The sequence below is a fragment of the Streptomyces sp. NPDC055955 genome, from assembly GCF_042270245.1.
GTDB lineage: Bacteria > Actinomycetota > Actinomycetes > Streptomycetales > Streptomycetaceae > Streptomyces.
In genome coordinates this window covers 127,899-151,461 of sequence record NZ_JBHJYS010000009.1, presented here as the reverse complement: position 1 = coordinate 151,461, position 23,563 = coordinate 127,899, and the positions used below count along the sequence as shown (strand labels likewise).

32 protein-coding genes and 2 pseudogenes are annotated in these 23,563 nt (G+C 68.8%); 10 read left to right on the top strand and 24 right to left on the bottom strand.

Going from position 1 to position 23,563, the window contains the following annotated elements:
- Positions 1–3: 3 nt before the first annotated feature.
- The 11 genes from ACFC96_RS20075 to ACFC96_RS20025 form a co-directional block, all read right to left on the bottom strand.
- Positions 4–1,170 carry a tyrosine-type recombinase/integrase gene (locus ACFC96_RS20075; RefSeq protein WP_376613425.1) on the bottom strand — a complete coding sequence of 389 codons (1,167 nt, stop codon included), beginning with the start codon at positions 1,168–1,170 and terminating at the stop codon, positions 4–6.
- Complete coding sequence (locus ACFC96_RS20070) at positions 1,170–1,358, bottom strand: helix-turn-helix domain-containing protein (protein ID WP_376613423.1); 189 nt, start codon at positions 1,356–1,358, stop codon at positions 1,170–1,172. The genes ACFC96_RS20075 and ACFC96_RS20070 overlap by 1 nt, the downstream gene beginning before the upstream one ends.
- On the bottom strand, positions 1,355–2,746 hold the full coding sequence (gene repSA, locus ACFC96_RS20065; protein ID WP_376613421.1) for a replication initiator protein RepSA: 1,392 nt from the start codon (positions 2,744–2,746) through the stop codon (positions 1,355–1,357). The genes ACFC96_RS20070 and repSA overlap by 4 nt, the downstream gene beginning before the upstream one ends.
- Positions 2,743–2,988, bottom strand: a complete 246-nt coding sequence (locus ACFC96_RS20060) for a hypothetical protein (protein WP_376613419.1) — start codon at positions 2,986–2,988, stop codon at positions 2,743–2,745. The genes repSA and ACFC96_RS20060 overlap by 4 nt, the downstream gene beginning before the upstream one ends.
- 5 nt (positions 2,989–2,993) lie before the next feature.
- Entirely contained in the window at positions 2,994–3,182 is a 189-nt protein-coding gene (locus ACFC96_RS20055) for a hypothetical protein (RefSeq protein ID WP_376613417.1), read from the bottom strand.
- An 89-nt stretch (positions 3,183–3,271) separates the two neighbouring features.
- A complete protein-coding gene (locus ACFC96_RS20050) occupies positions 3,272–3,601 on the bottom strand; it encodes a SpdD-like protein (RefSeq protein WP_376613415.1) in 330 nt (109 codons plus the stop codon).
- Positions 3,602–3,625: 24 nt separating this feature from the next.
- Complete coding sequence (locus ACFC96_RS20045) at positions 3,626–3,781, bottom strand: hypothetical protein (protein WP_376613413.1); 156 nt, start codon at positions 3,779–3,781, stop codon at positions 3,626–3,628.
- 12 nt (positions 3,782–3,793) lie between these two features.
- On the bottom strand, positions 3,794–3,985 hold the full coding sequence (locus ACFC96_RS20040) for a mobile element transfer protein (RefSeq protein ID WP_376613411.1): 192 nt from the start codon (positions 3,983–3,985) through the stop codon (positions 3,794–3,796).
- Positions 3,986–4,006: 21 nt separating this feature from the next.
- Positions 4,007–4,696, bottom strand: a complete 690-nt coding sequence (locus ACFC96_RS20035) for a DUF2637 domain-containing protein (protein WP_376613410.1) — start codon at positions 4,694–4,696, stop codon at positions 4,007–4,009.
- Positions 4,697–4,784: 88 nt separating this feature from the next.
- On the bottom strand, positions 4,785–6,140 hold the full coding sequence (locus ACFC96_RS20030; protein ID WP_376613408.1) for an FtsK/SpoIIIE domain-containing protein: 1,356 nt from the start codon (positions 6,138–6,140) through the stop codon (positions 4,785–4,787).
- Positions 6,141–6,142: 2 nt separating this feature from the next.
- A complete protein-coding gene (locus ACFC96_RS20025; protein WP_376613406.1) occupies positions 6,143–6,499 on the bottom strand; it encodes a hypothetical protein in 357 nt (118 codons plus the stop codon).
- A gap of 441 nt (positions 6,500–6,940) precedes the next feature.
- On the opposite strand from ACFC96_RS20025, the gene ACFC96_RS20020 reads away from it, so the two are divergent.
- Entirely contained in the window at positions 6,941–7,981 is a 1,041-nt protein-coding gene (locus ACFC96_RS20020) for an XRE family transcriptional regulator (RefSeq protein ID WP_376613405.1), read from the top strand.
- Here the strand turns inward: ACFC96_RS20020 and ACFC96_RS20015 are convergent.
- A complete protein-coding gene (locus ACFC96_RS20015; protein WP_376613403.1) occupies positions 7,965–8,759 on the bottom strand; it encodes an NUDIX domain-containing protein in 795 nt (264 codons plus the stop codon). The genes ACFC96_RS20020 and ACFC96_RS20015 overlap by 17 nt on opposite strands.
- A gap of 571 nt (positions 8,760–9,330) precedes the next feature.
- On the opposite strand from ACFC96_RS20015, the gene ACFC96_RS20010 reads away from it, so the two are divergent.
- On the top strand, positions 9,331–9,603 hold the full coding sequence (locus tag ACFC96_RS20010; RefSeq protein WP_376226977.1) for a hypothetical protein: 273 nt from the start codon (positions 9,331–9,333) through the stop codon (positions 9,601–9,603).
- 234 nt (positions 9,604–9,837) lie between these two features.
- Here the strand turns inward: ACFC96_RS20010 and ACFC96_RS20005 are convergent, their stop codons facing one another.
- From ACFC96_RS20005 to ACFC96_RS19995, 3 genes and pseudogenes are all read right to left on the bottom strand, one after another.
- Positions 9,838–11,085: a PP2C family protein-serine/threonine phosphatase gene (locus ACFC96_RS20005; protein ID WP_376613401.1), complete on the bottom strand. Its 1,248-nt coding sequence runs from the start codon at positions 11,083–11,085 to the stop codon at positions 9,838–9,840.
- Positions 11,086–11,701: 616 nt separating this feature from the next.
- Entirely contained in the window at positions 11,702–11,881 is a 180-nt protein-coding gene (locus tag ACFC96_RS20000) for a hypothetical protein (protein WP_376613400.1), read from the bottom strand.
- A 153-nt stretch (positions 11,882–12,034) separates the two neighbouring features.
- Positions 12,035–12,220 (bottom strand): annotated as a pseudogene (locus ACFC96_RS19995) (IS5/IS1182 family transposase); the annotation flags it as partial.
- Positions 12,221–12,493: 273 nt separating this feature from the next.
- On the opposite strand from ACFC96_RS19995, the gene ACFC96_RS19990 reads away from it, so the two are divergent.
- Positions 12,494–13,423, top strand: a complete 930-nt coding sequence (locus ACFC96_RS19990; RefSeq protein ID WP_376613544.1) for a calcium-binding protein — start codon at positions 12,494–12,496, stop codon at positions 13,421–13,423.
- A gap of 198 nt (positions 13,424–13,621) precedes the next feature.
- On the top strand, positions 13,622–13,843 hold the full coding sequence (locus tag ACFC96_RS19985; protein WP_376613542.1) for a hypothetical protein: 222 nt from the start codon (positions 13,622–13,624) through the stop codon (positions 13,841–13,843).
- Between the two features lie 78 nt (positions 13,844–13,921).
- Here the strand turns inward: ACFC96_RS19985 and ACFC96_RS19980 are convergent.
- From ACFC96_RS19980 to ACFC96_RS19965, 4 genes and pseudogenes are all read right to left on the bottom strand, one after another.
- A pseudogene (locus ACFC96_RS19980) lies at positions 13,922–14,131 on the bottom strand (Ku protein); the annotation flags it as partial.
- A gap of 464 nt (positions 14,132–14,595) precedes the next feature.
- Positions 14,596–14,814, bottom strand: a complete 219-nt coding sequence (locus ACFC96_RS19975) for a hypothetical protein (RefSeq protein ID WP_327579215.1) — start codon at positions 14,812–14,814, stop codon at positions 14,596–14,598.
- 436 nt (positions 14,815–15,250) lie between these two features.
- Positions 15,251–15,406: a hypothetical protein gene (locus tag ACFC96_RS19970; RefSeq protein WP_376613398.1), complete on the bottom strand. Its 156-nt coding sequence runs from the start codon at positions 15,404–15,406 to the stop codon at positions 15,251–15,253.
- 151 nt (positions 15,407–15,557) lie between these two features.
- A complete protein-coding gene (locus ACFC96_RS19965; protein ID WP_376613397.1) occupies positions 15,558–16,136 on the bottom strand; it encodes a hypothetical protein in 579 nt (192 codons plus the stop codon).
- A 485-nt stretch (positions 16,137–16,621) separates the two neighbouring features.
- Between ACFC96_RS19965 and ACFC96_RS19960 the strand changes: the two genes are divergently transcribed.
- Positions 16,622–17,038: a hypothetical protein gene (locus ACFC96_RS19960; protein ID WP_376613395.1), complete on the top strand. Its 417-nt coding sequence runs from the start codon at positions 16,622–16,624 to the stop codon at positions 17,036–17,038.
- 105 nt (positions 17,039–17,143) lie between these two features.
- Here ACFC96_RS19960 and ACFC96_RS19955 read toward each other — a convergent pair whose 3' ends face one another.
- Positions 17,144–17,575, bottom strand: coding sequence for a hypothetical protein (locus ACFC96_RS19955; RefSeq protein WP_376613393.1), 432 nt, complete (start codon positions 17,573–17,575; stop codon positions 17,144–17,146).
- A 277-nt stretch (positions 17,576–17,852) separates the two neighbouring features.
- Between ACFC96_RS19955 and ACFC96_RS19950 the strand changes: the two genes are divergently transcribed.
- Positions 17,853–18,128: a hypothetical protein gene (locus ACFC96_RS19950; protein ID WP_376255766.1), complete on the top strand. Its 276-nt coding sequence runs from the start codon at positions 17,853–17,855 to the stop codon at positions 18,126–18,128.
- Between the two features lie 97 nt (positions 18,129–18,225).
- On the opposite strand, the gene ACFC96_RS19945 is transcribed toward ACFC96_RS19950, so the two are convergent.
- Positions 18,226–18,633 (bottom strand): rodlin, encoded by a 408-nt coding sequence (locus ACFC96_RS19945; protein ID WP_376613391.1) that lies wholly within the window; start codon positions 18,631–18,633, stop codon positions 18,226–18,228.
- 109 nt (positions 18,634–18,742) lie between these two features.
- On the bottom strand, positions 18,743–19,642 hold the full coding sequence (locus tag ACFC96_RS19940; protein ID WP_376613389.1) for an LCP family protein: 900 nt from the start codon (positions 19,640–19,642) through the stop codon (positions 18,743–18,745).
- Between the two features lie 377 nt (positions 19,643–20,019).
- Between ACFC96_RS19940 and ACFC96_RS19935 the strand changes: the two genes are divergently transcribed.
- Complete coding sequence (locus ACFC96_RS19935) at positions 20,020–20,259, top strand: hypothetical protein (protein ID WP_376255760.1); 240 nt, start codon at positions 20,020–20,022, stop codon at positions 20,257–20,259.
- A gap of 9 nt (positions 20,260–20,268) precedes the next feature.
- On the opposite strand, the gene ACFC96_RS19930 is transcribed toward ACFC96_RS19935, so the two are convergent.
- Complete coding sequence (locus tag ACFC96_RS19930; RefSeq protein ID WP_376255758.1) at positions 20,269–20,679, bottom strand: rodlin; 411 nt, start codon at positions 20,677–20,679, stop codon at positions 20,269–20,271.
- A 235-nt stretch (positions 20,680–20,914) separates the two neighbouring features.
- On the opposite strand from ACFC96_RS19930, the gene ACFC96_RS19925 reads away from it, so the two are divergent.
- The 3 genes from ACFC96_RS19925 (at position 20,915) to ACFC96_RS19915 (ending at position 22,625) form a co-directional block, all read left to right on the top strand.
- A complete protein-coding gene (locus tag ACFC96_RS19925) occupies positions 20,915–21,328 on the top strand; it encodes a rodlin (protein WP_376255757.1) in 414 nt (137 codons plus the stop codon).
- A gap of 226 nt (positions 21,329–21,554) precedes the next feature.
- A complete protein-coding gene (locus ACFC96_RS19920) occupies positions 21,555–21,734 on the top strand; it encodes a chaplin (protein ID WP_376613534.1) in 180 nt (59 codons plus the stop codon).
- A 99-nt stretch (positions 21,735–21,833) separates the two neighbouring features.
- Positions 21,834–22,625 (top strand): chaplin, encoded by a 792-nt coding sequence (locus ACFC96_RS19915; protein WP_376613388.1) that lies wholly within the window; start codon positions 21,834–21,836, stop codon positions 22,623–22,625.
- 184 nt (positions 22,626–22,809) lie between these two features.
- Here ACFC96_RS19915 and ACFC96_RS19910 read toward each other — a convergent pair whose 3' ends face one another.
- Positions 22,810–23,067 (bottom strand): hypothetical protein, encoded by a 258-nt coding sequence (locus tag ACFC96_RS19910; RefSeq protein ID WP_376613386.1) that lies wholly within the window; start codon positions 23,065–23,067, stop codon positions 22,810–22,812.
- Between the last annotated feature and the right edge of the window lie 496 nt (positions 23,068–23,563).

Sequence of the window (23,563 nt, the reverse complement as noted above, 5' to 3'; positions counted from 1 at the left end):
TGTCTACCGCTCCAGGTCCCGCTTGAAGATGCCGTCCATGGCCACCGCGCCGGTCTGGATCACGGGCCGGATCTGCTTGCGGTAGACCTCCTCAGTCACGGCGGTCCCAGAGTGGCCGACGAGCCGAGAAATCTCTTCCAGCGGCACGCCACTGTCGGAGAGCAGCGAGACGAAGCTGTGCCGCAGTTCCCGAGGCGTCCAGTCGTCGGCATTGATCCCCTCGGCGTCCTTGAGCGCCACCCGGAAGGCACGACGGACGTTGGGCGCATCCAACGGTTTGCCGACGGCCGAGGAGAAGACGAGCCCGTTCTCCTCCCAGTCGTCACCGGCAGCGAGGCGCTCCCAGCCCTGGTCCTCGAACTGGGCCCACAAGACCTCTACGCAACGTGTCGGCAGGGCGAGCGTGCGCCGGGACTTTCGCGTCTTGGTGTCCCCTCCACGCCGGACCGACCGCCACACGGCGATGTGCGGAGGCTGCGGCGGATTGGCTTCCGGCCTGCCGCTGAGGAACACGTGATCCCAGGTCAGCGCACGCAGCTCCTCGGTGCGGGCACCGGTCAGCAGGGCGACGACGATGTATGCGTGCATCGAAGTCCCCTCAGCCGCCTTGAGCACGGCCTCCGCCTGGACCAAGGTGAGCGCCTTGGAAGGGCGCCCCGGACGGCCGGCCGGAACGGCGCACAGCTCGACGACGTTGCGCTTCACCTTGTCCCGCGCCATGGCCCGCTTGACTGAGCGGTTCAGGCAGGAGTGCAGGCCTTGCAGAGTGCGCGTGCTGAGCGACCGAGCCTTGACCGCCAGCCAGCGGTCGACGTCCTCCGCGCTGAGATCACGAAGCTTTCGCGCCCCCAGGCCTGGGATCACATGAATCCGGCTCAGCAGCGTGACGGTCTCGACCGTTCCCTCATCGCGCCCCGCCAGGCCGTACGTCAGCCAGTCGTTCACCGCGTCCGCGACCGTGTAGTTGGTGGGCGCGATGGCGAGCCCGTCCTCGTGATCGCGCAACACCTCCTTGAGCTTGTTTTTCGCCTCGGTCTTGGTCCGGCCACTCCCCCGCTTGACGATCCTCTTGCCGCTCGGGTCGAAGCCGAGATTGGCGGTGGCGATCCAACGCTGCCGCTTCTCATCCCAGTGCAGACCACCGTCACCACGGCTACGGCGCATAGACATCAGGCAGCCTCCGCCATCTGCTCACGGATGAAGTCCTGTACGGCGTCGGCGGGGATGCGGCGGGCACGGCCGATGGTGAACGACGGCAGCCGGTGAGTGCGGATCAGGTCGTAGACCTTGGAGCGTCCGAGCTTGAGCCGTGTCATAACCTCGGGCACGGTCAGCAGCTCTGCAGTGGCGGTGGTCACGCTGCGGCTCCTTCCAGGATGAACTGGTCTTTCAGGGCTTCGCGGGCGGTGTCGCGGTTGAGCTGGAGGTCTCGGGCGATCGTGGCGGCGAGGGCGGATTCGCCAGGGCTGTGGCCATGTCCGGCGTACTGCCAGTCGGCCAGGACGAGGACCGTGTCCGGTTCGAAGTCGGGCGAGCCGAGGGCTTCGCGTTCTTGGGCAGCACGGAAGTCGGCGCGAGCCTGACGAAGCTCGCCGAGGGTGGTCGAGTATCGGCGGGACTTCGAGGAGAAGTGGCCGCGGAAGCCGAGCATGTGGGCCCAGGCCCAGAGGCGCCGGTCCGGGTAGAGGCCGTCGAGGTCTCGGCATGCGGCGATCAGGCGGCAGGCGTGGTCGGGGACGCCGTAGCGATCGAGTTCGGCGAGTTCGCCGATGCGGCGGTCGAGGGTGCCGGTGTTCTCCGCGGCTTTGGTGGCGTACTTGGCGACGTAGGAGGCGACCGCCTGTTCTGTGATGTCGGAGCCGTCGCCGAACGCTTTCACGGGCCGTACGTCGAGCTGTTTGCCCCAGCGGAAGGTGCGGGCGGGCTGGTCTGAAACGGCCGGCACAGAGACCGAGGTGTACGAGTGCGAGGAGGCGGCGCGGATGGCGTCGGCGAGGAGGTCGACGCTGGCCCACGACGGGGGCGCAGCCTCTGGCCCGTCGGGGCCGTCGAGGCGGATCACGGCGTGGAAGTGGATCGCGCCGCGCTTTTGGAACTCGGCGACCTTGCCGTACGAGAGGCGGGCCGCTTCCTTGAGCTCGCGCTGTGAGAGTCCGGCGCGGGCAGCGATCTCGCGGCGCAGCCGGTTGATGAAGCGCATCCACAGGTCGCCCGCGTGGTTGTTGAAGAGGACCGCGGCGGCGTAGTCGTACGTTGCGGGGTCGAGGGCGGTGCCGAGTTCCGGTGCGTCCTCGAGGTGCTGGACGCCGCAGCGGCAGCGGCCGGAGCTGGGCCGGTTGTGGACAGGGCCGAAGGACGGAGCGGTGAGCGTGGCGAAGACGCGCGGGTGATCCCGGACGGTGCCGGGGATGTCGCGGCGGTCGTCGCCCGCGAGTCCGGCGCGGATCAGGTGGTAGGTGTCGCCCGCGTACGTCCAGGCGCAGGAGGGGCAGCGGGAGGCGCGGCGGTTGCCGCAGGCGATACGCAGCCGTCCGCCGGGCTCACCCTCGGTGGAGTAGTGGTGCAGGGTCTCACCGGTCGTCTTGTCCTTGGTGAGGGACCAGCCGGTGAGGTGGATCGGATCGGAGCATCCCCCGGTGCGGCGGATCTGGTCTTGCCAGCGGTCGAAGCCGTCCGACCCGGCCACCCTGAGAAGGTCCCCCAGGGTGATCGGGTCGAGGCCCGCCGCAGTGGCGGTCAAGGTCATCGAGCACCGTCCTTGCGGCTCTTGCGCGGCGGGTCGGAGTGATAGCGGGAGGTGCCCAGATCGCGGCCCTCGTGCTGGTGGCGCGGGGCGCTCGGATTGCGGTCGTTCCAGTCCTCCGCGCACACCTTGTGAACGGGCTCACCGTTGTGGGAGCGCATCGGGGTGGGCTTGCCGCACTGGGAGCAGGCGCAGTCGCCGGAGTGATCGAAGTGCTCGTTGGACGACCAGTTCAGGAGTCCCATCGCGGTCACCTCCCCGCCGGAATGACGAGCGGGCGGCGGGCTGTGCGGGTGCCGGTGCCGTGGCAGGCCGGGCAGTGGGCGGTGATGGTGCGCAGGTGGCCGTGCCGGTCGCGGCCGCCGAGGGTGATGGCGGCGGAGGCGAAGCCGTCGCAGGCCGGGCAGATCCGGGGCGTGGGGAGGGTGCGGTCGGTCATGATGGGTGTTCCTTCCGGTTGCGAGATCGGGTAGGGGCACGGCTCCCGGAGCGGACGAAACTTGGCGGTAGAGGCCGCTCCGGGGCCGGTCAGCGGCGCTTGAGGTCAGTGCGGATCAGCGAGCGGATGACGAGCGCGCAGATGGCGAGCGAGGCGCCCGTGATGGCGACTGCGAGGAGCATCGAGACCAGGACGGCGCCCACGACCAGGACTACGGCCGTACCGCCGCCGACGAGGGCGACCAGGGCACCGGGCGTGAGCTGAACGGTGGGCCGAGTCGATGTCGGGGCCGGGGCGGTCGGCATGGGCGCGGGCGGCGGGGCGTACTGGGCGTGGGTGATGACGGCGGTCGGCTCGATCGCTGGCGGGGTGACGAGGCCGGTCGGCGTCGGGTTGGTCGGGACCTTGGGACGGAACATGGGCTGATCTCCTTTCGAGCCGGGCTACTTGACGGCGGTGTCGATGACGGGCGCGAGCAGGCTGTCGGCGAGGAGGTAGCCGCCGAGGAGGAGCACGGCCACGAGCCACCAGGGCGGGCGGATGAGCTTGATGCCGAGGTAGCCGACGACGATCAGGGCGAGCCAGAGCGGGACGTCCATGGCGGTGGCCTCCTAGCGGACGTTGCAGCGGTGGGTGCGGGCGGCGAGCTGGGCGGCGGACTGGCTGGAGAAGTCGGAGGACCAGCCGCAGCGGTCGGAAGTGCACACGGCGGCGTGCTTGGTGTGGCCGTGGCGGTCGCGGTGGGTGCCGATCTGCACCGGGCCGATGCTCATCACGGAGTGGAAGAAGTCACGGGCAGGCATGACGGGCGTTCTCCTTGTCTGTCAGGCGAGTTGGGCGGCGATGGCGTCGGCCATCGGGGCGGGGACGCCGAGGCGGGCGCGCAGGGTGGCGGTGTCGATCGGGGTTCCGGTGCGGGTGCGGTGTTCGTCGGCGACCTTGCGGGCGTGATCGACCAGCGGGGCGGGAACCGGCGGTGCGGGCGCCGGGTCAGCGGCGGGCAGAGCCGGAGCCGAATCGGCATCGGGGAGAGTCGCGGTCGGGTCGTCATCGACGACGGCAAGGGGTTCCGGCTCCGGAATCGAGGCGACGCGTTCGGTCGCCACGGCCGGGGCGGATTCGACCGGCACGACCGGTCCCGGGTCCTCGACCGTGTGAGCGGTGTGGGCGAGGAGGGTGCCGCCGAGGAAGGCGAGCGCGGGCCATCCGGCGACGCCGAAGCGGAGCCAGGCCGGAGGGTGGGCCAGGTCGAGGAATCCGGCGGTGGCGACATTGGCGCCGAGGGAGGCCACGAGGGCGATAAGGAACCAGCACCAGGCGAGGCGGGACGGACCGTCGCTACGGAGTCGGCGCCATGCGGCGACGAGCAGCAGGTCGACGCTGATCGGGTAGGCCCACGCCTTCCATCCGTCCTGTCCGGCAGCGGCGGCAAGGTCGTGCAGGTGGGCGAAGGACAGGGCCCCAGCGATCACGGCCTGTACGAGGACGGCGTCCGGGCGGATCGAGCGGTTCATGTCTTCACCTCCTTCGGGGGGTTCGGGCATGGCTCGGGTAGGGACCTGGCGCGAAGGCGGTCGCGCCGACCGGGATGAGCAGGGGGAGCTAGGCCGCGGACGGGACCGTCTCGACAGCCGGGGCCGGAACCGTGGACAGATGCGGCAGCGTGGGCCGGAAGGCGGCGAGGTTCGGCAGGTCGGGGGTGCGGTCCGCATGCTTGTTGCAGAGGTTCACGGCCTGACGCAGCGAGGTGTGCGGGGCGCGGATACGGGCCCAACCGCCGGACGAGTCGCCCGTGACGGCGATGCCGGGGGCATCGGTGGGGATCTGGATCGCGGCGAGGACCGCGTCCGGGGCGATGTCGCCGAACGCCATGTTGGCCGAGGATTCGTCGTTGACGCGGTGCGCGGTCCTGCCGGTGAGCTGAGCGCGGAGCATCGTGATGCCCTTGCCGAGTTCGGAGCCGAAGCGCTGGCCGCAGATCTCTAGATAGATGCCGGCAGCCCGGCCGAGCTGGGCCAGACGGGCCAGGGACGTGATGATCTGATCCCGGCGCTTCTCCTCGGCCTTGGTGGCGAAGAGCGCAAGTTCGGCGACCTCGTCGACCAGGACCACGATGGGCACGGGGCGCAGGTCCTCGGGCAGGTGCCAGATGTCGGAGGCGATCTCCGCGTCCGGGGTATCCGCGGTGATGCGCTGGTGAGCGCGGATGACCTGGTAGACGTCCCCCATGTGCGTCACGAGCGCGTCGAGGAGTTCGGCGGCGGTGTCGGGGTTGTCGGCCAGCGCGGAGAAACGCCGGGCCAGCGGGAAGAGTTCAACGCCCTGCTTGCAGTCGATGCCGACCAACGCCACATCCCGCGCGGCGAGCCCGGCGACCAGGTTGCGCTGATAGACGGACTTGCCTGACTCGGTGGCACCGAGGGTGAGAGCGTGCGGGACGGCCCGGTAGTCGCGGTAGTGCACGGCACCGTCCTCGCGCAGAGCGACCGGGATACGCATCGGCGCCGTGTCGGTCTTGGCGGGCATCTGCACCCGCTTGAGCACGTCGTACCCGGTCATCCGCAACTCGACCACGCCGGAGCGCAGTTCACGGGACGTGATGCCGTACATCGCGAACGAGTGGCGGAGCCGGTCTGTGGCCGCAGCGACGTCAAAGGCGTCCTGACCGGGGCGCAGCTTGAGCCGTAAGATCAGGCCAGTCCGGGTCGGACGGATGCGCAGGATACGCGGGGCACGGGAGCTGGGCACTGGCCGGTTCGCCATCCGGGCCAACGTCAGACGCCAGCGCGAGGGCGGGACCGTCAGGCCGCAGGCGTCCATGACCGAGGTGTAGCGGACGGCGACCCGCAGCGCGGCGAGGGTGACCCCGAAGGACATCCAGTACCAGGCGGGGCGCCGCCACCGCAGGAGCACTGCGGCAGCGACGACCACCAGGAGAGCGACCGAGTAGCCGGTCATGATCAGGCCGCCTTCGGCTTCGAGGCATCGGCGGCGAGCGAGGTCACGGCGACTGCGCGGAAGGCGATGCCGTGCCGCCTCACGCCGTTGAACTCGTTGTCCCAAGGGCGGGCGATCAGCCCCGTGAGGGCGACCGGGGTGCCCATCTGCAGCTCACCGGTGATGCCCGGCTCCGGAACAGTCACGGACAGGATCTCGACCTCGTCGTTGGCCGCGAACATCACGTCCACGGTCATCAGGGTCGCGCCGGTCTCGGCGTCGGTGGCGATCTCGCCGGAACGGCGGTCCTTGACCTTGGGCTGCGGGGACTTGGCCACCATCACGGTGGCGGTGGAGGTGTCCACGGGGATCTGACGCATGATGGAACTCCCTTTTCCGAGGGGCGGGAGCGGCGGACTACTTGGCGGTGGGTCGCCGCTCCTGCATGTCGTTGGCGTTGGCCCGTAGGCAGACGCCTACGGAGCTTGCGTTCCCAACTGGTGCGCACCAATAGGTTCCATCTGGTGCGCACCAGTTGTCAAGCGCTGTCGTTGTTCGGCTTCTCAACTCGCCTCCCTGCGACGGTTCTAGGCAACCGCGATTGCCAACGCCCCGGTAGCCAACGGAGGTTCACGGCGTCGCAGTTAAGGTTTGGGTTAACCCCTGCCGACCTGCATCGATGTGAGGCATGCTGCTGTTAAAGGACAGGGCTCACATGCAGGGCGGTGCACGTGACGAGCGGACTCCGGGCAGCGAGGAACGCGCGCGAGTGGTCTCAAGAACGTCTGATTCACGAGGTTGAGCGGTACGCGCGACAGCACATGCTCACCATCGCGTCCACGGCGAGCCTGCGTGTCTACGTCTCCGAGTGGGAAAACGACAGGCGCCCGATCTCCGAGCGCTACGCAAAGATCCTCCGGGCTCTGCTCGGCATCACTGACGACGAGTTGCACGGCAGGCACTCGGCACCGGATCCACCAGCGGCCGACGGCTACGACGATTTGGTGAACCGCATCGACGCCGCGCATAACGTCAGCCTCACCATGGTGAAGACGTTCATGGATCAGACCGAGCTACTGCGTACCGTCGACCGCCAGATGGGGGCGTCTGGTCTCATCGATCAGATGACGGGGCACCTGGCGACTCTCGAGGACGCGTTGACCTTTGCCGTTCTCCCTGACACCCGGCGCCCTGTAGCTCAAGCACTCGCCGGAGCGGCGACGCTCGCCGCATGGCAGGCCCTCGATGTTGGAGCCGTCGAACGAGCCTGGCGCCACTACGAGTTAGGGAAACGAGCGGCCAAGGAAGCTGACGCTCCGATGTACCTCGCCCACGCCACAGCCGAGCAGGCATACGTACTCTGCGATGCAGGCCGACCAGGCGTAGCAGTCGAGCTGATCAGGGATGCCCAAAGTGCCGGCGGAAACGTGCTGTCCCCCCGACTGCGGGCATGGCTGTACGCAGCCGAGGCCGAGATATGCGCAAAGGCCAACATGCCTGACGACTGCCGCCGAGCTCTGGATAGCGCGGTGCGGTGTCTGCCTTCTGGGGAGGAGGCCCGGGATCCAGACATGTTGAGCATCTTCCTCAACGAGGGCCACCTCAGCCGATGGCGGGGCAACGCCCTCGCGCTGCTGGGCGATGACGACGCGGTGGGCAGTCTGTACGCGGCCCTCAATGCTGTTGACCCAACATTCATCCGGGCAACTGCCGGTCTGCGGTGCGACCTCGCACAGGCCCATCTAGCCCGCGGCGAGTACGACCAGGCCGCCAATCATCTTCGAGAAGCCCGCCTCCTCGCGAACCGCACTGGCTCCGTCCGCCATCGGAGACGGATTGAGCAGCTCACTCAGCAGCTGTAGGGGGCTTCCCATCAGCCCGAGAAGCGAGCACATGCAGGAGAGCGACAAGGGTCCCTGAGCCCATCAGGTCGCCGCGAGCCATGAGCCCGGGGATGTCAGAGAGCGGCACCCAGGCGATCTCTCCGGCCTCTTCAAGGTCTGTCGGGTCCCCGACGTGCTTTGCACCACGCCCCACGTAGATCTCATGGGGTGAATCGACCATGCCAACCATGGGCTGATACGTGACAACGTGCTTCAGGTCATCCGGCCGCCAGCCGGTCTCTTCCTCGACCTCACGGGCAGCGGCCGCGGCCGGATCTTCACCGTCATCGACGATGCCCCCAGGCAGCTCCCAGCCGAAGGAATCCGGAACGAAGCGATAGCGCCAGAGCATCAACACGCGGTCCTGGTCGTCGAGGACGGCAGCAATGGCGACATGGTGAAGCCGTACTACGTGGTGCTCGAAACGCTCCACGCCGGGCGGCTCAACATCAACGAGTCCAAGCTTGACCCATCGATTGTCATAGAGCGTGCGCTCTCCATGGATCTGCCAGCGCTCCACACCTGTCGGCGTCTCTACCGAAACAGCGTTCCCGGGGACCCTGTACGAGCTTCGCCCATGCACTTCCACGATGCCTTCGACCGCAAGGCGCCCCAGAACCACACGGAGTTGGGTACGGCCGATGTCGAGCTCTTCGATCAGCTTGCGCTCAGAGGGGAGCTTGGCCCCCGGCGGATACTTGCCCGCCGAGATCCATTCGCGAATCGTGCGGTCCACCCGCGCCGACTTCGTTTCCATCCCTTGAGCACACTCCCCGACGTCATCAGCTGGCCCGCACCAGCGTAGCCGCGGAGCCTGACACTCGACAGAGGCGATCTCCAAGGGAGCGCGGTGGAACTTTCCCTACTTCATCAAGCACCCGGCTGCGCTCCGCTCCGCCGGGCGGGCTTCCCGGCTCCGCTCGGGGCGCCGCTCCTGCCTTCGGCCCGCTCCGCCCCGGCTGCGCCGACGCCCGCCCACTGTGGATAGGCCCGGAGAGCATGAGTCGAGCACCCGACGTTCGCGGCCCACAGTCACAGACGACGCCTCCGGCGGGGGATCGGCCGGCACCGGGTGGGAGGGGGCGCCGTTCCCGGCCGCGGGCACATCGTGGTGAGCGTGGTGGGCTCCCATCCCGTCCACCGTCGACCCAGGCAGAGCCGAGCAGACGCGGCCCATGGCGTCCAGGTCGTTCGTCCAGCGGGGCGCTCCACCTGGACGCCATGAACCACGCCCGCTCCACGGTGTGTGGGTCGACGGCGGACGGGATGGGAGCTGGGGAGAGCGGTGGTTGAGGTGAGAGTGCGAAGCCCGGTTGTAGCGTGACCGCATGGATGAACCCCGGATCAAGGTGTACGGCTCAGCCACCGAAATCACTGTGGCGGCCAACGCTGCCGGGCTGCGGGACTTGGCCGAACGACTCGTCAATCTCGCTGATCCCGAACTCCGGGACGGCTATCACGAGCATCTTGAGAGCGGCATCAACCTCCAAGACGGCTCAATCAGCCTGATCCTCGAACGCGACGACAAGCTACAGGCCTCTCTACAGCTCGCCGCCATGTTGCGTGCCAGAAGGCATCCGTGCCCCTCCCGTGCCCGCTAGACCGGGAACTCACGGGGAACCACGGGCACGACCGGGCAGCACGCACGACGAAGGCCCCCGACCGATGTTCCTGGTCAGGGGCCTTCAACCTGCGCGGTGGGTGTGGGATTTGAACCCACGGTGACTCGCGCCACGACGGTTTTCAAGATCGCCCAGGGTGGACTCACCCATTGAATATCCGCACCAGATGAGCGCCGGAAGAGGCCTGCTCGGTGTCAGCGTCGGTTCGCCGCATCAGGGCTCGGGCCAGTCCAGGCACAGTACGGTGGCATCGTCGCGTGGGTCGTGGCCCGTGGTCTCCAGGAGGGCTTCGGTGAAGGCACGCACAGCATCGCGTGGGTGCCAGTCGCGGGTCTGCTCGATCAGATTGCGCAGGCCGGAGTCGGAATCGTGGGGCTCCAGCATGCCGTCGGTAAGGAGGACCAGGCGGTCGCCCGGACGCAGGTCGAGGCTCTGGACGCGATACCCCGGGTTCGGAGTGACGCCGAAGGGCAAGTCGACCAAGGGGGCGATCTCCTGGACTTTCCCGTCGCGCAGGCGCAACGGCCAGACGTGGCCGGCGTTGATGAAGGCAGTGTGGCCGGTGTCGAGAGCGACACGTAGCAGTTGACCCGTGACCATGGCTTGGCCGCCGTGCTCGGCGATGGCCTGATGCACCCGGCCGGATTGGTCGGCGACGGCCCGATGGACATGGTCGGCGTAGTGGGCGACCGCCCGATGGGCGTCCTCGGCCTGAGCGACCAGGTCGGCGCCCGCACGCCGGGCGTTGCGCAGGGCTCCGACGACTACGGTGGCCAGCAGCGCGGCCTGCACGTCGTGGCCCATGGCATCGGTGAGGGACAGGTGCAGGGCGCGACGGTCAAGGGTGTAGTCGAAGGTGTCCCCGCCGATATCGTGGGCCGGTTCCAACGCTCCGGCGACGGTGAACCGACCGGCATCGCAGGTGAAGGAATCGGGTAGCAGACGGTGCTGGATCTCGGCTGCCAGGGACAGCCGTGTGGTGCGCCGGCCCCACTCATACAGATCGGTGAAGCGGCGGTTGACGATCACCACGTAGGCCAAAGCGTGGGCGGCCTCAGAGATGAGTTGTGCCGTCTGCCGATCGGGAGGAGCGGCCAAAGTCAGCTCGAGCACACCGATCGCGTCCCCACGGTCGGTCACCGGCGCAAGGACCCGGACCGGTGCCGACCTGACTTCTCCCGCCCGCTTGCCGACCTCCATCTGCATGTGCTGGGAGCGGATCACCTGGTCGTAGACAGTGCCCGACAACTCGATCTGCTCTGGCTGCCACCTGTCACCCTCACCAGCCGCCCCAGTCAGCCGCACGAGAGCTTTGCCACCATGGTCCGTGATCAGGAAAGACACCTCGACCGCGGCAATCCGATCCTGCAGGACCCGTGCCACCACGGCGATAGATTCCACCGGCGGTGCCTCCTCCACCGACGCCAGCAAGCCGCCCAGCCAAGTCCCTGTATCAGCCACGTTCCGCGCCTCCCTCGTCGGCACTAGGGGCCCGCCGGACAACCGACCCAGGCCACTCCCGCTCACCAACGCTTGAGTCGCCACCGATCACGCGCATTTTGTCCGCAATGATCCCAGCGTATCCCCACCCACCTCTGCCGGCCGATGCGCGACAGTCGCCCGAGTTATCCGTCAGCGACCCGGCGACAGCCTGCATGACCGACGATGCCCCCCTATAGAGCTATGGAACAGAAGCCCGCACCGTCAGACGGCTCGGCATTCCGGGGCGCCTTCGAGCCGTCCGAGAGCGCTCGGCGTTGACGTGCACGGATCCCGCGCACCGGGAGCCGCACCGGGCGAGTGTCTAACTGCGTGACAACGCCGACGAACAACGGCGGACGACCGCGGACGTCTGCGGACGATCGGCGCAGGTAAAGGGCACTCCCTCCCAAGGCAGAACCCATACCGAAGTTGCTTCGGGACGAAGAGGTCGTGGGTTCAAATCCCGCCACCCCGACAGCTGAAACACCAGATCAGACCCCCTGCACTCGCTTGAGTGCAGGGGGTCTTTCTGCTTATACGGGCAGCCTGGGAGAAATCTGGGAGAAAATCTTGGAATTTCTCTCCCGAACGAGCCCTACGAACGCACCCTCAATCGCTCCCGCAAGAGGCCATCGAGCACCGGCACCGGAGACGTGGCGGACATCGCCAGCCGCGCCCGCATCGTCAACGTCCCCGACGCCGGGCCGCGCTGGATCGACACATGCACGCCCCACATGATCGCCGGCACCAAGACGGGCGGGACGAGCGCGCCCACGTCCGAGACGCTGGCCGCCCTGCGCGACGCGGTACGCCAGGCCGGCGTCGAACGCGGCCCCCCTCACCGGCCCACTCACCGAGGCAGAGTGCGCCCGTGGATGAGCAGAAGCGCTACCGCCTCACCCTCACGACGACCGGTGACGGCACCGTCGTCGAAGGCGGGTGGCCGGCCGCCGTCGCTGCCGCGGCGCATGAGATGGCGGAGCCGGTCCGCCGGGGTCGGAATGACCGTGGGGATGCCTCGCCTGCGCAGGTGGTCTCGGATCCTGCGTGAGGAACAGGCCTTGTCGGCCAGGACCAGACCGGGTCTGGTGCGGGGCCGTCCACGGTGGCGGCGCTCGGGTATGGGGTGCTACTGCGGGGCCTGCCCCTCCCCGCGCATGGTGGCGGGGGCGCGTATCTCACCGAGGACGCCAAGCCCCGTCACACACCCCCTGTGCGGCACGACACCGTCGGGTGATGCACTTCACAGGCCTCAATTGCCGTGCGCGTACAACCCTTTCGCTTCATCGCCGATCAAGACTGTGCGGCCGCTGTGACCGTGCCTGATTTAGGTCCGCTCGTCCGCGACCTGCATCCGCCCGTCGATAGTCGATAACGGAGCCTCCTCATGCCCCAGCACTCCCGCAAAAAGTTGACGTCCGGCAAGAAGGTGACCCTGGGCGTCAGCGCACTGGCCGCCTCCGGGCTCGCCATCGGCCTGCTCGTCACACCGTCCGCGATGGCGGGCGGGACCGGCGCGGCTGAGGCGCAGGAGCAGAGCAAGGCCGCGGCCGCCGACGCGTCGGCGGCGAAGACCGCCGCGCCCAAGCCCAGGACCCTGGCCGCGAGCGCTGCCGACGCCACGGTCGTCTCCGGCGTCACCGTCGACGGCGGCAACAGCGCCCGCGTCGGGACGACGAACACGCAGACGATCACCGTGAAGTGGACGATCAGCGGCGGGTCGAAGCTCTACGGCAGCAACGCGTCGCTCTGGCGCGGCACCGACCGTGACAGCGGACTGAAGCAGTTCCTCAACTCCGAGCAGTTCGAGGCGGACACCGACCCCTGCGTTCAGTCCGGCGACGCCACGTACAGCTGCACGGCCACCTTCAAGATCGACCCTCAGAGCTACCTGACGAACGAGGATGCCGGAGCCTGGAAGATCTCCCTCTGGGCGGTCACCGACGCGGCCACCGACGTGAACACCGACAACGCCATGACCTGGTACCTCAAGCGCTGGTCCCGGCTGAGCAACAACGCGGCCCCCGAGCCTGTCGCCAAGGGCAAGACGATCACGATCACCGGCAAGCTGGAGCGCGCCAACTGGGACACCCACAAGTACGCGGGCTACACCCAGCAGACTGTCCGCCTCCAGGAGCGTTCGCTGACCGGCTCGTACGCCACCACCAGCAGCCACATCACCGGCACTGGCAGCCAGGCGGGCGTCGAGAAGCAGACCCGCACCGCCACCACCGACCGCTGCTACCGCTACAAGTTCGAGGGCACCTCCACCACGCCGCCGGTCACCGCCACCGGTGACTGCGTCGACGTGCGCTGAGCCCACTGACCTGGCTGACCACACCGGGTCAGCCAGGCGAGTCCGCACGATGATCCAAACGAAAGCCCCTGGCTGGGCGCTGCGCTTGCTCGACTTCTTCGCGGCCGCCTTCTTGCCGGTGACCTTCTTGGCCGCCGTCTTCTTCGCGGCCGTCTTCTTGGCTGCGGTTTTCTTCTTCGGCATGTCGTGGACGGTCGCGTGCTCACCCTCGCCGCCGCTCTCCTTGGCTTTCTGCACGGACTCCTGGAGTGCGGCCAGGAGGTCGACGACGGCTCCGGCCGGGGCTTCCGGCTCGGCTGCGTGGGGCAGCTCCTTGCCGCCCTGCTTGGCGACGATCAGGTCGGAGATCGCATCCGTGTACCGGTCAACCGCCGCGTCTTCGGGTATGTCGTCGCTCGCCATGACGTCCATGAGCGCTAGGGCGCGCTCGATCTCGTCTTCGGGGACGTCGGCCGCCGGCGGGGCGAGCGTCTCGGAGGAACGGATTTCGTCCGGCCACCGCATTGAATGCAGGACGATCGCGTTGCCTCGGATGCGGAGCAGGCCGAGGCGTTCCCGCCCACGCCACGCGAACCGTGCGACGGCCGCCTTCGAGTTCCGCTCCAGGGCCTGACGCAGGAGCGTGCAAGGCTTGGCAGCGACCTGGCCGTCGGGCTCAAGGTAGTAACCCTCGCCGATGCGGATGGGGTCGATCTCGCTGTACGGCACCCACGATCTCGATCGCCTTCGCCGTGGTCAGGGGCAGGCCGGCGAGGCCCTCGTCCGAGATGGCGACGATCGTGCCGCCCCGCTCCGGGCCCGGCTACGCCGGCCGCGCGGCTGTAGCGAGCACACCCGAGCGGTGGACGGCAGCCCGCGGTGGCTGGGCCCGGTCGGCTCCACGGCTTTAGGCAGCCACCATGGGGCGAGCCTCGAAGATCGGGGCCCACATCGGGCTATTGCGTGCAGGTCCAGAGACTGCCCGATTCGCGACCAGCGTACGGGCCCCGATCTCTCGCCCCATGGCAGCTCCAGCCCAAAGCCGCTCCCGCCGACCTCATCGGGCCCGTGTGCGATCGTCACGCCTCCCAGGTACGTTGAGCCGTCAGCCGAGGGGGAACGCTCGCGAGGGAGCGCCCCGCAACGCGTGGCTGCGGGGCGCCGATCCACTTTCACAACGGCCCTAGTGGGGTTCAGTCGACCGTCTGCCCGTCGTTCATACCGCCTCTGCAGGTCGGGAGCATGGGCGTCGACCGATCGATCGTTCCGCCGCCGTCCGTACACTCACCCGGGGTGACGCTGGCCGGGGTGACGCTGCCGGCGGTGGCGGTGGCGGTGGCGGCGCCTGTGAGGCCGAGTCCGGCGAGGGCTGCCGTGGCGAAGACTGCGGCGAGGATTCGTCGAATGCGCATTTGGTTCGCCTTTCACAGATTGCCTCGGTTTGGGCACTACTCAGCCAATTCTTCATCCATGTGGGTGACACGTCATGTTGGGCCGTTCGGTTGACATTGCTGTCGGGTGCGGGGTCGGTGACGCGACCCGTCAGAGCGGATGGAAGCCCGTGCCACACCGTTGCCGGAAAGAGCGGATCCCAGCGGTCAAGAGCAGTCAAGCGCGACGCCTCGCGATTAATCACCAGAGGCCGTTTGCGCTGGTCAGCGTCAACCCCCTCCGTGACGGCCCGGTGATTCCCAAGCTCAGGGCTCTTCGTTGCCGCGGCGAACAGATCCCGGGTGAGGTCGTGGGTTCAAATCCCGCCACCCCGACACAGGCCAGAGGCCCAATCGCTTGATCGCGATTGGGCCTCTGTCGTGCTTGGGCGCCGAACAGGCGGCCAACGGATTTTGATCACGCCTCTGGGGCGGTCGCCTCGCGTCGCCGGGCGACGATGTCGTCCACAGCTCCTGCCCCCTCCGTGATGACCGGCCGGAGCAGCTTGCGGTGGACGGCCTCCGCCGCCGCCTGACTGGCGTGCCCGACGAGGTGCGCGTGCGGATGGTCCATCCTGCGCCCCGGAACTCCTCGAGTCCCTCCTGTGCCGGAGATCAACCGGTGAGTCTGCGGCAGCAGATGAGGGCGCGGGCCGGGCAGGGACGCGGTGTGCGGCCTTGACGCTGAACCGGGCCCGCACACCGCGCTCTCAGCGGGCGGACGGTCAACCGCCACCGCCGTAGCCACCGCCACCGCCGCCGCCGTAGCCACCACCGCCGCCGCCGTAGTCGCCGCCACCGCCGCCACCGCCGTAGCCACCACCGCCGCCGCCGTAGTCACCGCCACCGCCACCGCCGTAGCCGCCGCCACCGCCGCCGTAGTCACCGCCACCGCGACCGCCGTAGCCGCCGCCGTAGTCACCGCCACCGCCGTAGCCGCCGCCGTAGTTACCGCGACCGTAGTCGTTGTAGCCACGACCGTAGTTGTTGAACCCGCGACCGTAGTCGTTGTAGCCACGACCGTAGTTGTTGAACCTGCGACCGTAGTCGTTGAAGTAGTAGTTGTAGTAGACACGACCGTAGTTGCCGTACCGGTTGTGGTGGTGCCGGTAGTAGCAGTAGCCGTCGTTCCAGTCCCAGTACCAGTTCCAGCCGCGGTTGTAGCAGTCGCGGTAGCCGGAGTTGTAGTGGGTCGAGCCCGTGCTGGCCGAGGCCGTCCCGGCCGAGCCGATCGCAGCGCCACCGGCCATCAGAACGCCGGTCGCAGTCACCGCGAAGATGCGCTTCACGCGAAGTGCTCGCATGAGCCCTTCTCCCTTCCATCGTCTCGCGCACCTCAGCGCGAGATGGATGGCCGCGCACGCAAGCAGGACAGGGCGCGCGGTCGAAATGTCACCGCTCTGGAAATTGCGAGACACGCCGTGGCCATCCACCGGCCGTGCCGGCCAGGTGCGGCTCCACGCGCGAACCCCGCAGCGGCAATCACGCTGCCCACCGCGAGAAGACTTCGCCTACGTGGCGCGTCCCGGGTTGCGGTCTCAGTAATAAACGCTACTACCGATCTGCTCCACGTCATCTTGAGCGGACACTCAACCCGGCAGACTCAGGCGGATCGACCAGCTTTCGACCGCGGTGGGGGCCGAACGAGGCCGAAGAGTGAGGTCGGGCAGGGGCCGTCCCGGGCGCGCCGGGCGTTCGGCGCGCCTGCGCGGGGAGCGTGGTCGAGGGCGTCGGGTCCGAGACGCGCCCACCCCTAGGCGGTCGGTCGGCCGCCTGTTTTACTTCGCGCATGAATACGGCGGTCGGCGTCCTCATCGGCATGGTGACCGGGACGCTGCTCGCGGCACGGCGAGCGCGGCGGACCGCAGCGCGCGCCGAGGCGGGGGAAGCGGTACTGCTCCGGGTCGGGGCCAACCTGCCGGACGAAGGTCGCCGCTACAGCCTCGGCCGGGTGCCGACCGGAGGCGAGTTCCGATGGATGCCCCGCTGGTCGTGGACGCGGCTGCGCGTACTCCCGGCAGATCTGCGCTATGTCCGCGCACGCGAAGCGACCTACCGCGAAATGCTGCGGCTCCCGATCGGCGTGCTGGTGATCGAGTGCGAATCGTCCGCGGGACCCGTACGGCTCTGGGCCCGCAGGGAGCATGCGGCGCTCATCGCGGAGATGATCCGGCGTACGGGTACCCCGAACCCGTGGATGCCTTAGCAAGTTGGGGCTGTTCCGCCTGCGGGGGCCCGGAACGGCCGTGGCTCTCACGTGGTCGGCAGGGCGCTCGGCCCAGGCCGAGGCGCTCAGCGCTCCCCCCTGCCTTCAGCGCGCCGACCAGCGGCGACCGCCCGGCCGCCCCGGGCCATGCCCCGTCAATGCGGCGATCACCGCGTAGAGCGCCGAGGTCACGATCAAGGTCCCCACCATGACGAGGCCCACGCCGACCATGTAAAGGCCGCTCGCGTCGTCCGACCAGTCCACATAGGCGGCCACCGTGAGACCGGCCGTCGGGCCGAACACCGTGGCTGCGGCGTAGCGCCGGGATGCCGCCCAGCACACCGGTGGCAGCAGGGTCAGTACGAGTCCGATCACCTGCCACGCCTCGTACGGGCCGGTCGTCGAGCCGTCGGGGTGCACGTCACGCTGCTGGTCCCAGCCCAGCCAGCCCGCCCACGCCGCCAGCGCCACCCCGGCCAGCGCGATGGCCGCCAGGACGTGGGGCGTTCTCTTCGGCAGTCGCTCATTCGTGTCCATGGGCCCAGGGTTCCGCCTGACTCCGTGACCGCCCAGAGCGCTGGTACTCACCTGCGGCCGAGTACGGGCCGCCTACGGACCGAGTACGCCCGACACGCGCCCGTCTCCCCATGTCCCGCCCCCTGGCGCGCGTACGGAGAGGCCGGTGGCGTACAGATCCACCGCGCGCCCCACGCCCGCTCCAGGACGGGCGATTCCGTACGACTTCGGTACGCCTCTCGGGTGGGCGGGCCGTCGAGCCCGTTTCCCCCGGCGCCCACCGGCCGTTGCTGAAGGCATGATCTCCACACGACGTGTACTCGCCGCGGTCGCTCTGGCCGCCGGCGCCTCCGCTCTCGCCATGCCCGCGGCCGAGGCCGCCCCCGTCGGCCCCCTCGGCGGAATGAAGCCGATCAGCCTCGACGACATCGCCACCAGCGCCGTTCCGGCCGAGCACAAGGCCGAGATCCCCACGGTGAACCAACAGCTCGGCGGCCTGAACCGGCTGAACGAACTGCACCAGCTCACCGACCTGGTGGCCCCGGCGACAGGGCTCCTCCCCTCGGTCGGCTAGGGAGACCGGACGGCTGCCGGACAGCGGTCGGGCAGCGCTGAAGGGGCATGGAAAAGCGGGGGCAACCGGACACCGGTCGCCCCCGCTTTCGCGGCTACTAGTTGTTGCTGGTGCCGTTGGCGGAGAGAACCGGGATGTCGTCCAGGATGTGCGAGAGCGGCTCGTCACCCTTGGCCTGGGTGGAGTTCTCGACACACTGCTGGTTCTGCGGGGCCGACAGGACCGGGATGTCCTGCACGCCGACCGGCACGATGCCGACCAGCGAACCGACGTTGGCCTTGGCCGGCAGGCCGACACAGGGCTTGTTCAGCGAACCCTGGACGAGCCCGAGCTGCGGGCTCATGGCACCCTGCGTCGAGGAGTTGCCGAACGCCTGCTGGGCGTTGTTGCCGCTGCTCGATGTGGTGCCCGTGTCGTCCCCGACAGCGAGGGCCTGGGGGGCGGCGACTGCCGACATACCAGCGACGGAGGCAGCGATGGCCGCGGTTGCCCACAGCTTCTTCATGGTGAATCCCTTCAATTGGCGGGCTCCGGTCACGGAGCCGCATCGTCAACAACTGAGCCGGGCTGATGCGGTTTCGCGGTGCAACCCGATTGGCCCAGCGCACTTACGGTCAGGAACAGGCCAGCGTGTTCCCGCGCACCGCCCTCTCGACCCCGATGCGCGGGGGGTCGGAGGGCCTCACGGTCGAGTTGCGCAGGGTGAGGCTCCGGTCCCGGTCGAGCGTGGCGAACATGTGCTTCGCCGCCTTCTTGTCCCACTTCAGCGTCGCGCCGAGGCCTTCGATGTCCGGATTGAACCCGGCGATGGGCACCGTGGTGAACTCGGCCCGCGAAGGGGACAGCCGACTCAGGGCGGTGCTGAGGGAGACGAGCTCCTCCGGCGTGAACCCCTGGTCGACCTTCGTGGCACCGAGCACCGTCCGCGCCAGGTCGATCGCCCTGCCCGGATCGGCGAGGATCCCGCCGGTGGCGAGCCGGTGCATGACGCTGATGAGGAAACGGTGCTGGCGCTGGATCCGCCCCAGGTCGGCGCTTGCGTCCACATGGCGCGAGCGGACGTACTGCAAGGCCTGACCGCCCCCGAGGCGGTGCCGGCCGGGCCGGAGGTCGAGCTTGGTGGCCGAGTCGGACAGCTGCCTGGCCGTGCAGACGTCCACCCCCTCGACCGTGTTCACGCTGTCGATGAAGCGCCTGAAGTCGATCTGCAGATAGTGGTCGACCCTGACGTTCGTCATGCCCTCCACCGTGCGGACCGTCAGCGCGGGACCGCCCTCCGCGAAGGCCGCGTTGATCTTCGCGGGGTGGGCGGGGAACCGCTCCCCGGTGCCCGGGTCGCTGTGCGCGGGGATCCGCGCCAACGAGTCCCGGGGGAGGCTGACCACGCTGACCCGGTCACGCTGCTGCGAGACATGGATCAGCATCAGCGAATCGGTGCAGTTGCAGGCGACGCCATCTGCGTGGAACTTCTTCTTCTCCCGCCTCGAGATGGCGTCCCGGCCATCCGTCCCCATGAGCAGAATATTTGTGCCGGGGCCCGCTGCAGGGTGGTTCACGGCGCCGCTGAACGCATCGACCCGCTGAATCCTGTACGGCAGCGCGGATACGGAATTACCCACCACGGAAACCGCCGCGGCGATAAGTACACCCAGGGCTGCCGCACTCAGACGGACATTTCTCCGGCGGCTGGCTCCTGAAGGACGTTCGCTCACCGGATTCACTCCACAGCAGAGGGACGGATCTGACGGCACCGTATGACAGCCGAATAGCTTGAACAGTGACCGCCCCGCGCGCCGACGGGAAGTAACTCTTTCGCCCTAGAGGGATCTGTTTCGGATTCCGAAGAAGATGGAACAGAAGCCAGAGATCGCCACGAGGAAGGCGAAGTGCTGTGCCGGAGAACAAGAACCGCCGACCGTTCAAGGGCTTTATTCCGCAGTGCCGGGAGTCGCCCGAATGCCAAATCGACGAACCCCTTTACGGGGAGCTGCTCGACAACTGGAGACAGCGGGGGCGAACGCTTCCCGGAGTGCCCGACCGGGAGTGGGACGAGATCGTCGCCCGGGACATCTGGCCCCGCGACGGCAGCGGCCGTTGGGCCGCCGGACAGGCGGACGACCCAACGGAATGACGCTGCGGCTCAGTCGTTGTTCGTGCCGTTGGCCGACAGGACCGGGATGTCCTCCAGGATGTGCGAGAGCGGCTCGTCACCCTTGGCCTGGGTGGAGTTCTCGACACACTGCTGGGTCTGCGGGGCCGACAGAACCGGGATGTCCTGCACGGAGATCGGCACGGCACCGACCAGCGAACCGACGTTGGCCTTGGCCGGCAGACCGATGCAGGGCTTGTTGAGCGAGCCCTGGATGAGCGCCATCTGCGGGCTCATGGCACCGTGCGTCGAGGAGTTGCCGTACGCCTGCAGGGCGCCGACGCCGCTCGTGGACGTGGTGCCACCGTCGTTGTCGATCGCCATGGCCTGGGGGGCTGCGATCGCCGAGATACCGGCGACCGAGGCGGCGACTGCGGCAGCCGCCATGACCTTCTTCATCACGATGAATTCCCTTCTCGTTGCCCCCGACCCGGGAGCCCCCTGCCCAACTCCGATTTACGCACATGGTTGTCCGGGTTCACCCTCACGGGTTCGCCCGGGCATTGCCGAATAAATGACAATCGGTCGATCTCTCTCTGTGCATGCAGCCCGACCGAGTGAAGCGCCGCAACCATTCCGGCCGGGGCTCTGTTGTCCGAGCAGCGTTAACTGGCGTCTGTGCGAAAAGGAACTGGAAATGCTTAAGAAGGCAATGGCAGCGGCTGCGGTCGCCGTTTCGGTCGTCGGCGTCTCGGCCGCGGCCGCCCCTCAGGCGCTGGCTCTCGGTGACGACGGCAGCACGACGTCCACGAGCGGTGTCGGCGCCCAGCAGGCGCTCGGAAACTCCAAGACCGACGGTGCCCAGAGCCCGCAGCTCGGCGCGGTCCAGGGTTCGCTGAACAAGCCCTGCATCGGTCTGCCGGTCAAGGGCAACGTGGGCCCGCTGTTCGGTCTGCTGGTGCCGGTCGCCGTCCAGGACGTCCCGGTCCTGTCGGCCCCGCAGAACCAGCAGTGCGCGGAGAACTCCACGCAGGCCAAGGGCGACGAGCCGCTCTCGCACATCGCGGACGACATCCCGGTCCTGTCCGCGAACGGCCGCGACAACGGCTGATCCACCGGCCCCCGGGAATCCGGGCCGCCCGCCTTCGTGGCGCGGCGGCCCGGATTTCTTTGCCTTGTGTGCCCTTCTTTAACGCGGACGGCTCAATTCCCTTCCGTCTCACGGCTCGTTCTCAGACCGAGGTGATGACCTCAGTCATGAACGACGAGAGAAGGGTAAGAGAGTGAATCTCAAGAAGAGCGCGACGATCCTCGCCGGCGCCGTGCTGGCCCTGGGCATGGCCGCTCCGGCGTTCGCCGATTCCGGTGCCGAGGGTGGCGCCCTCAACTCGCCGGGTGTCCTCTCCGGCAATGTGGTGCAGGTCCCGGTCCACATCCCGGTCAACCTGTGCGGCGACACCGTCGACGTGATCGGCGCGCTGAACCCGGCGCTCGGCGACGCCTGCGCCAACGACTGATTCAGCGCCACGGCCGTCGGGCCGCGGCTTCGCCGGCCTTGTACGCGTCCAGCACGCCAAGGCCGGCTTTCATCTGCGAGCAGGAAGACAAACAACTAGATGCGACAGGCCCTGAACTTGGGAATGGTCGCGGCTGCGGCCGCGACGAGCATTCTGTCCCTGCCGGGCTCCAGTGCGTTCGCCGCGTCGGGCGCAGACGGGCAGACGGCGGGCTCCCCCGGCATTCTGTCGGGCAACACGGTCCAGGCCCCCCTGGACGTCCCGGTGAACGCGTGCGGCAACACGGTCGACGTCGTCGCCGCACTCGATCCGACATTCGGCAACTCCTGTGCGAACACGGGGGGTTCACACCCGTCGTCTCCGCGCGGCGGCGGCTCCGACCGGGGCGCCGGCGGTGCGGCCCACGGGACCGGGCACGACGGATACGCCGGCGGTGACCACATGTCCGGGGGCGGTGCCCACGCCGGAGGTGACGCACAGCGGTCACCCGGCATCCTGTCGGGCAACTCCGTACAGGCCCCGGTGGACGCTCCCGTCAACGTGTGCGGGAACTCCGGGAACGTGGTCGGTGCGGCCAACCTGGCTATGGGCAACCGCTGTTCCTCCGCAGTGGCCGCCCCGGAGGAGATCTCCGAGGTGCCCCCGCCCGCCGTCCGTACCGTCGAGCCCCCGGCCGCGGTCCAGCCGCCGGCGGTGCAGAGGCTGACTCCCCCGCACGCGGCGATCCCGCACGCGGCGATCCCCAAGCAGCACCCACATGTCACGGGCGGACGCGCCCAGTTGGCGCAGACCGGGGCGGACCAGGATCTGCTGGGCGCCGCGGCGGCGAGTGCGGGGCTGCTGATCGGCGGCGGGATCCTCTACCGGCGGGGGCGTGCCGCCGCCCGGTGACGCGATCGCCGTACGTCAGGCCGGGAAGAGCCGACGTTCCTGCTCTTCCCGGCCGGCGGAGAGGGCCGTTCAATGACGTGCTGCCGACCCACGGCGTAATCGCCGACGGCTGGCGGGGCAGGCAGCCGGCCCCTCTCGTAACCGAGCCAGTTCACCACCGGGCGGCCCTCGCCATGGAACCGATTCACCCGTTCGCCCGCACCGTCACCCCAAAGGACGCCGCGGGCGCGAACGCACCCGCGGCGGTCCCGGCCACTTGTCCGACCGTTCGGTGACCGGCCGTCACCGACGGGTCGTGCGCCGACCTGTTGTCCGGCAGCGAGAGGCCCTCCGAGGGGCGCCGCCGCCGTACGACCCCGGCCGGGAGACGCGGCGCGGTGAACGACGCGCCGTGCACGAAGCGCGGCGACGGGCCGAAGTCCGCCGCGGTCATAAGGCCCACGAGGGAGCTCCCCGCCCCGCGCGGCTCGAAGCCCGACCCGACGCGTGGCGTCGCGTGCGGGTCCGCACCGAGTCCTCCCGCAGCCGGCTCACCGCAATGGCTCCCGCGTCGGCCATGGGAATGAGGGCGGCGGGTTCCGCGACGCTCGCCGGGACCCGGCGCAGCGTGACGCCGGTCTTCTCCGGCGAGTCGTCCCGGCCCGGCGGCCGCCGCTCTCCGCTCGCGCATCCGGACCGCCGCCGTACGGGTCTCCCCTGTGAGGGGCCACCCCATGGACGTCCCCTCCCGCGCGGCCGAATGACCGGACGGCGCCGAGCGCTCCGTGGTGGAAGGGGTGGGCGATCCGCAGCGGCGCGGCGGGAACGCTGGTGCCGAGTACGCGGGGAGATTCCCGGTGCTAGCCCGAACGGGCGACTAAAGAGGCATGCGGGCCGTTCCCTGGTTGGCGCATTACCCATTCGTGTGACTGAGTGTCAGCAATGAAGGAAGTGCGGCA

Excerpts from the sequence above, each read along its gene's own strand:
- ACFC96_RS20075 (WP_376613425.1), bottom strand. The coding sequence starts at position 1,170 with ATGTCTATGCGCCGTAGCCGTGGTGACGGTGGTCTGCACTGGGATGAG.
- repSA (WP_376613421.1), bottom strand. The coding sequence starts at position 2,746 with ATGACCTTGACCGCCACTGCGGCGGGCCTCGACCCGATCACCCTGGGG.
- ACFC96_RS20060 (WP_376613419.1), bottom strand. The coding sequence starts at position 2,988 with ATGGGACTCCTGAACTGGTCGTCCAACGAGCACTTCGATCACTCCGGC.
- ACFC96_RS20055 (WP_376613417.1), bottom strand. The coding sequence starts at position 3,182 with ATGACCGACCGCACCCTCCCCACGCCCCGGATCTGCCCGGCCTGCGAC.
- ACFC96_RS20050 (WP_376613415.1), bottom strand. The coding sequence starts at position 3,601 with ATGTTCCGTCCCAAGGTCCCGACCAACCCGACGCCGACCGGCCTCGTC.
- ACFC96_RS20045 (WP_376613413.1), bottom strand. The coding sequence starts at position 3,781 with ATGGACGTCCCGCTCTGGCTCGCCCTGATCGTCGTCGGCTACCTCGGC.
- ACFC96_RS20040 (WP_376613411.1), bottom strand. The coding sequence starts at position 3,985 with ATGCCTGCCCGTGACTTCTTCCACTCCGTGATGAGCATCGGCCCGGTG.
- ACFC96_RS20035 (WP_376613410.1), bottom strand. The coding sequence starts at position 4,696 with ATGAACCGCTCGATCCGCCCGGACGCCGTCCTCGTACAGGCCGTGATC.
- ACFC96_RS20030 (WP_376613408.1), bottom strand. The coding sequence starts at position 6,140 with ATGACCGGCTACTCGGTCGCTCTCCTGGTGGTCGTCGCTGCCGCAGTG.
- ACFC96_RS20025 (WP_376613406.1), bottom strand. The coding sequence starts at position 6,499 with ATGCGTCAGATCCCCGTGGACACCTCCACCGCCACCGTGATGGTGGCC.
- ACFC96_RS20020 (WP_376613405.1), top strand. The coding sequence starts at position 6,941 with ATGCTCACCATCGCGTCCACGGCGAGCCTGCGTGTCTACGTCTCCGAG.
- ACFC96_RS20015 (WP_376613403.1), bottom strand. The coding sequence starts at position 8,759 with ATGGAAACGAAGTCGGCGCGGGTGGACCGCACGATTCGCGAATGGATC.
- ACFC96_RS20010 (WP_376226977.1), top strand. The coding sequence starts at position 9,331 with ATGGATGAACCCCGGATCAAGGTGTACGGCTCAGCCACCGAAATCACT.
- ACFC96_RS19990 (WP_376613544.1), top strand. The coding sequence starts at position 12,494 with ATGCCCCAGCACTCCCGCAAAAAGTTGACGTCCGGCAAGAAGGTGACC.
- ACFC96_RS19975 (WP_327579215.1), bottom strand. The coding sequence starts at position 14,814 with ATGCGCATTCGACGAATCCTCGCCGCAGTCTTCGCCACGGCAGCCCTC.
- ACFC96_RS19970 (WP_376613398.1), bottom strand. The coding sequence starts at position 15,406 with ATGGACCATCCGCACGCGCACCTCGTCGGGCACGCCAGTCAGGCGGCG.
- ACFC96_RS19965 (WP_376613397.1), bottom strand. The coding sequence starts at position 16,136 with ATGCGAGCACTTCGCGTGAAGCGCATCTTCGCGGTGACTGCGACCGGC.
- ACFC96_RS19960 (WP_376613395.1), top strand. The coding sequence starts at position 16,622 with ATGAATACGGCGGTCGGCGTCCTCATCGGCATGGTGACCGGGACGCTG.
- ACFC96_RS19955 (WP_376613393.1), bottom strand. The coding sequence starts at position 17,575 with ATGGACACGAATGAGCGACTGCCGAAGAGAACGCCCCACGTCCTGGCG.
- ACFC96_RS19950 (WP_376255766.1), top strand. The coding sequence starts at position 17,853 with ATGATCTCCACACGACGTGTACTCGCCGCGGTCGCTCTGGCCGCCGGC.
- ACFC96_RS19945 (WP_376613391.1), bottom strand. The coding sequence starts at position 18,633 with ATGAAGAAGCTGTGGGCAACCGCGGCCATCGCTGCCTCCGTCGCTGGT.
- ACFC96_RS19940 (WP_376613389.1), bottom strand. The coding sequence starts at position 19,642 with ATGGGGACGGATGGCCGGGACGCCATCTCGAGGCGGGAGAAGAAGAAG.
- ACFC96_RS19925 (WP_376255757.1), top strand. The coding sequence starts at position 20,915 with ATGCTTAAGAAGGCAATGGCAGCGGCTGCGGTCGCCGTTTCGGTCGTC.
- ACFC96_RS19920 (WP_376613534.1), top strand. The coding sequence starts at position 21,555 with ATGGCCGCTCCGGCGTTCGCCGATTCCGGTGCCGAGGGTGGCGCCCTC.
- ACFC96_RS19915 (WP_376613388.1), top strand. The coding sequence starts at position 21,834 with ATGCGACAGGCCCTGAACTTGGGAATGGTCGCGGCTGCGGCCGCGACG.